Here is a 5011-nt window from a genome sequence, read left to right on the forward strand (position 1 = left end):
GCGGAGGAGTCGGCGGCAGCGATCACGACGCCGCTGTCGCCGTTGGCACTCAACAGGTTCACGATGCGGGGGGTCAACGAGCCGTCGGGGATGAGGGTGGCGCCGCGGACCGCGGTGACGCCCAGGATTTGGTCGACGACGTCGCCGGCCGAGCTGGTGGCGACCGCGCTGAGCCCGGCATCGCCGACGCGTTGCACCGCATCGAGGTCGGCCTGGGCATATGGCAGCGGCGCCACACACGTCCGGTGGGCCAGTGCGCGCAATCGGTTCAACCAGCTCGTCGCCGCGGCTTGCCCGGTCCCCGGGCGCGTCGGCGTGCCGGGCTTTTCGGCGGCGCCGTCGGGAGCATCGGACACCACATAACCGCCGGTCATCGCGTTGACGGTGACCAGAAGGTCCGGGTCGACCGCTACGCACAGCGAGCGACCGACCGCGCCGTCGGGGTCGACCTCGCGACTGGTCGCGAACTCGGCCGCCGTCAGCAAGATGTCCAGCCGCCCGCCGGTGCCCAGCGAGGTGGCCAGCTCGTCGTCAATCAACCGCACCGGTATCGTGCCGCCGGGTGCGCCGGGCGCCAGCCGTGGCCGGTCGGCCAGCGGCCACAGCATGGTGATCGGCACGGGTTTGGAGGTGTCGGGCGCGATCATGGCGCCCATGGCGCCTAATGCTTGGCCGGAGCTGTCGAGCGGATCCGGCGGTACTCCCGCCACCGGCAGCAGGAACCGGGCGTTGTCGAGTCGTGCCGGATCGCCGTAGTCCGGGGTTCCGTTGACGTTGACCAGCAGCGGGTACACGCCGGGCTTGCCGATCGCCAGCGAGGGTTTGGTCGACGAACGAACCGGGACGGACAACGTGAAGGAAGCCTTCTGGCCACGTTGCAGCTCACCGGACACCGTCAGGAAGTCGCCAACCGCCTCGTATTGGTCGGTGCTGCCGTCGAGGCTGGTACGCAGCCCCGCCGACATGTTCACCGCGGGGGCGTGCTCGAGGCGGACCATCACGTCGCGGACCGGACGGTCTCCGACGTTGGTCACGGTGCCGCTGACGGTGACGACGGGCTCGCTGGTGGTGGTGACCACCTGCGGGGTCACCTGGTCGATCCGGACCTGGACAAACGGAGTTGCGCCGGGCTCGCCCGCGGCGGCGCGCGGCGCGGCGATGGGAAGTGTGAGCGCGGCTCCTAAACCAGTCAGGATGCCGACCACGACGGCAAGGCGCACGATGGCGGCCTGCCCGTGGCGATCGCAAGGGCGGCGAAGCCGGGCGCAGCGGGTCGCCACTTGTAACAGCCGCGAGCGGGTCACGGCCCTGGACCGCGACCGTTCTTCCGGCCTCGCACCGACTCGTCGGGCCGACGGTTGCGGGTGCGCGAGTGAGTTTGCGGACGCCGCCGCGGCGACGTGGGCGGAAGTGGCGGCAGCGCGGCCAGGCCGTCGGTCTGCAACTTGTCGATCAGCTCGTCGGCCACCTCGGCCAGTTTGCGTTCGTCGGCGTAGGCCAGCCGAGACGGCAACTCGGGGATCGGCACCCAGGCCACCTCGGCGACCTCCACGTCCTCGTCGCACAGCTCTCCACCCGAGCAGCGCATTAAATAGTGGTGCACGGTCTTGTGCACTCGCCGTCCGTCGGTGACGAACCAGTAGTCGATTCGACCGAGCGCCGCCAACACGCTGCCTTGAATCCCGGTTTCCTCGGCGACCTCGCGGATCGCGGTCTGCTCGGCCGTCTCCCCGAGCTCGATGTGTCCTTTCGGCAATGACCACAGCATCCGACCGCGGCGGTCGACGCGGCCGATCAGCGCGGCGACCTGCTCTTCGCGGGGTCTGTCGATGTTGTCGATCACCAGTCCGCCGGCCGATGTTTCGTGCACAGTGCGGAGTCGTTCAGGGGCGCGGCGGGTGGGCCGGGACCGGGTGGGCTTTTCACCGGCGGCTGGCGTGCCGCCATCGATCGCGGCTTTGTCGGTTTGGCTGCGGCCGGACCCGGCGCCGCGCCGACCACGACGCCTCCCCCGGCGTCGACGCGGTTGCGCATTTTCGCCTTCCGACACCCAAGCGATAGTAGCTGGCGTGCTAAGACGCTCCCCGGCGCACTCGCCGGTCGTGTGCTGCCCGACGGTAGATCAGCCTCATCGCGTAAGGCGACGATGCGGGCTGGAACGAGCCGGGCCGGAACCGGACTATTCTCATCGAACGTGCCGGAAACCACCGACGATGCCGATCTGCTGACCGCCGCCGCGGTTGCCTTGAACAGGCACGCCGACGTGCTGGGCGAGCTCGGCGCGATGTTCGCCGCCTCCGGCCACGAGTTGTATCTGGTGGGCGGGTCGGTACGGGATGCGCTGATGGGCCGGCTGAGCCCCGATCTGGACTTCACCACCAACGCCCGGCCAGAGCAGGTGCAGAAGTTGCTGCGAGGGTGGGCAGACGCGTCGTGGGACACCGGTATCGAGTTCGGCACCGTCGGCGTCGGCAAGGCCGAACATCGGCTGGAGATCACCACTTTCCGGGCCGACCGCTATGACCGGGTGTCGCGCAATCCAGAAGTGCGATTCGGCGACTCGCTGGACGACGATCTGGTGCGCCGCGACTTCACCGTGAACGCGATGGCGGTGCGCGTCACGGCCGCCGGGCCCGGCGAATTCATCGACCCGCTAGGCGGTTTGGCCGCGCTGCGCGCAGGCGTGCTGGACACCCCGGCGACCCCGTCGGAGTCGTTCGGCGACGACCCGCTGCGGATGCTGCGCGCCGCGCGTTTCGTCTCGCAACTCGGTTTTGCAGTTGCCCCGCGGGTGCGCGCGGCGATCGAGGAGATGGCGCCGGAGCTGGCGCGAATCACCGCCGAGCGGGTGGCGGCCGAGCTGGACAAGCTGCTGCTGGGCGATGACCCGCTGGCGGGTATCGACCTGATGGTGCAGACCGGGATGGGCGAAGTCGTGCTGCCCGAGGTCGGCGGCATGAAAATGGCGATCGACGAGCACCACCAGCACAAAGACGTCTACCAGCATTCGCTGACCGTGCTGCGCCAGGCGATCGCCTTGGAAGACGACGACCCTGATTTGGTGTTGCGCTGGGCGGCGCTGCTACACGACATCGGCAAGCCGGCCACCCGCAAGCACGAGCCCGACGGCGGCGTCAGCTTCCACCACCACGAGGTGGTCGGCGCCAAGATGGCCCGAAAGCGGTTGCGGGCGTTGAAATATTCCAAACAGATGGTCGACGACATATCGCAGCTGGTGTACTTGCATCTGCGGTTCCACGGTTACGGCGAGGGCCGGTGGACCGACTCGGCGGTGCGTCGCTATGTCACCGACGCGGGGCCGTTACTGCCGCGGCTGCACAAGTTGGTGCGGGCCGACTGCACTACCCGCAATCGGCGCCGAGCCGCCCGTCTGCAGGCCAATTACGACAGCCTGGAGGCGCGGATCGCCGAGCTGGCTGCCCAGGAGGATCTGCAGCGGGTTCGTCCCGATTTGGACGGCAACGAGATCATGGAACTGCTGGGCATTCCGCCGGGCCCGCAGGTGGGCCAGGCGTGGAATTACCTCAAAGAACTGCGGTTGGACCGTGGTCCGCTGACTCGCGATGAGGCGACGGCCGAGCTGATGACCTGGTGGAGATCCCGCGGGAACCAGTAGCGCCCCGGCGGCGTCCGATTGGCATGGAGTATTGCTTGGACGACGGCGACGGCACGGCAACGATGTGGGAGCGCGCCCCGGATCTCGATCTGGACGGTGACGGCCGGCTGGATGCGGTGGGTCTGGATTTCGACGGCGACGGCCTGGCCGATGACGCCTTGGCCGATTTCGACGGCGACGGCATCGTCGACCATGCGGTGCTTGATCTCGACAACGGGGGCCTTGGGAGCACCGCTGCACGCTACTTCACCGACGACGGGTCCGGGACCTGGGCGGTGGCGGTGAGTCCGCCGCGAGCGGGCCAGCAACTCCGGTGGGTAGGGCTCGACGGCGTCGAGCACACCGGCGGTCCGCTTGTGGACTTCGACGGCGACGGCCAAGCCGATGACCGGCTGCTCGACAGCGACGGAAATGGGTTGGCCGACAGGGTAATCGAAGCCGACGAGCACGGCGTGACGGGCTACGTCGATATCGACGGCGACGGGCGATGGGACATCAGGCTGACTGATACCGACGGTGACGGCACCGCCGACGCGGCCAGCGCGGTACAGCCGAAACCGTAGATACCGCTACGTCGCGGAGTCTTCCGGCCGGGGTAGCGCGTAGAGCGCCATCCGGCGATTGCTCATGTCGTGCTCGCCGAGGAATGTGCAGCCGGCGAGTTCGCACACCCGCCGCGCCTTGGCGTTCCGATGGTCGGGGTCGAACAGGATTCGGCGACAACGGGGTTCGAGCTCGAAGATGCTGACCACGATGCGCGGCAGCAGAAACGGACCAAGGCCCTTGTTGCCAGCGCCAGATCGGCGATGGCCGCGTGCACGCCAATGTCGTTGGCGTCGGCCTGATATCGGGTCGCGATGGAATCCTTTGCCGCGCGGTACACCTCGACGTAGCCGCCGGGTTGGTCATGCAAACAGCCGACGAAGGGCGGGGAGTAGTTGCCCTCGAGCTGGGCCTGCAGGTATTTGCGCCAGCGCTCCACCGGCCACGCCGACTCCCACGTCTCGATCAGATGCGGCATGCTCATCCACGCGGCGATCATCGCGGCGTCGGTGTCCGGATCGACGAGGCGCAGTGCGTAGGGCTCGGTCAGTATCGGCGGGGGCGGCGGAGGGGCGTTGCGGACTTCGTCGGTAAGCCCTTCGGTCAGCTCGCGGGGCAGGATCGAGACAGTTTCAGTCATGTCGACCCCGTTACCGCCCCGCGCTTCGGCTAAGGGGCGCGGCTCTCTTCGCGCGTTCCGCGCTCATCGACCGACGCTCCGGCTAGTGGGCGCGGCTCTCTTCGCGCGTTCCGCGCTCATCGACCGACGCCCGGCGGCCCCGCGAAGGCCTGGGCGATCTGCAGCCAGTGCTGCGCATCGTCACCCTCGGT

At 68.6% G+C, this 5011-nt stretch carries 3 protein-coding genes and 2 pseudogenes; 2 read left to right on the top strand and 3 right to left on the bottom strand.

Features of this window, described 5'->3' with window-relative positions; translation table 11 throughout:
- Positions 1-1220, bottom strand: a pseudogene (locus WBF82_RS07840) (hypothetical protein); the annotation flags it as partial.
- An 80-nt stretch (positions 1221-1300) separates the two neighbouring features.
- A complete protein-coding gene (locus tag WBF82_RS07845) occupies positions 1301-2050 on the bottom strand; it encodes an NUDIX hydrolase (protein WP_424382483.1) in 750 nt (249 codons plus the stop codon).
- Positions 2051-2146: 96 nt separating this feature from the next.
- Here WBF82_RS07845 and WBF82_RS07850 point away from each other — a divergent pair, with 96 nt between their 5' ends.
- The gene (locus tag WBF82_RS07850) at positions 2147-3637 is read left to right on the top strand and encodes a CCA tRNA nucleotidyltransferase (RefSeq protein ID WP_424382484.1); all 1491 of its coding nucleotides are present in this window, start codon (positions 2147-2149) and stop codon (positions 3635-3637) included.
- Between the two features lie 23 nt (positions 3638-3660).
- Positions 3661-4200: a pullulanase gene (locus WBF82_RS07855; RefSeq protein ID WP_424382485.1), complete on the top strand. Its 540-nt coding sequence runs from the start codon at positions 3661-3663 to the stop codon at positions 4198-4200.
- Positions 4201-4206: 6 nt separating this feature from the next.
- Here the strand turns inward: WBF82_RS07855 and WBF82_RS07860 are convergent.
- Positions 4207-4820: pseudogene (locus WBF82_RS07860) on the bottom strand (GNAT family N-acetyltransferase).
- Between the last annotated feature and the right edge of the window lie 191 nt (positions 4821-5011).

It is taken from the genome of Mycobacterium sp. (assembly GCF_049673265.1).
Taxonomy (GTDB): domain Bacteria; phylum Actinomycetota; class Actinomycetes; order Mycobacteriales; family Mycobacteriaceae; genus Mycobacterium.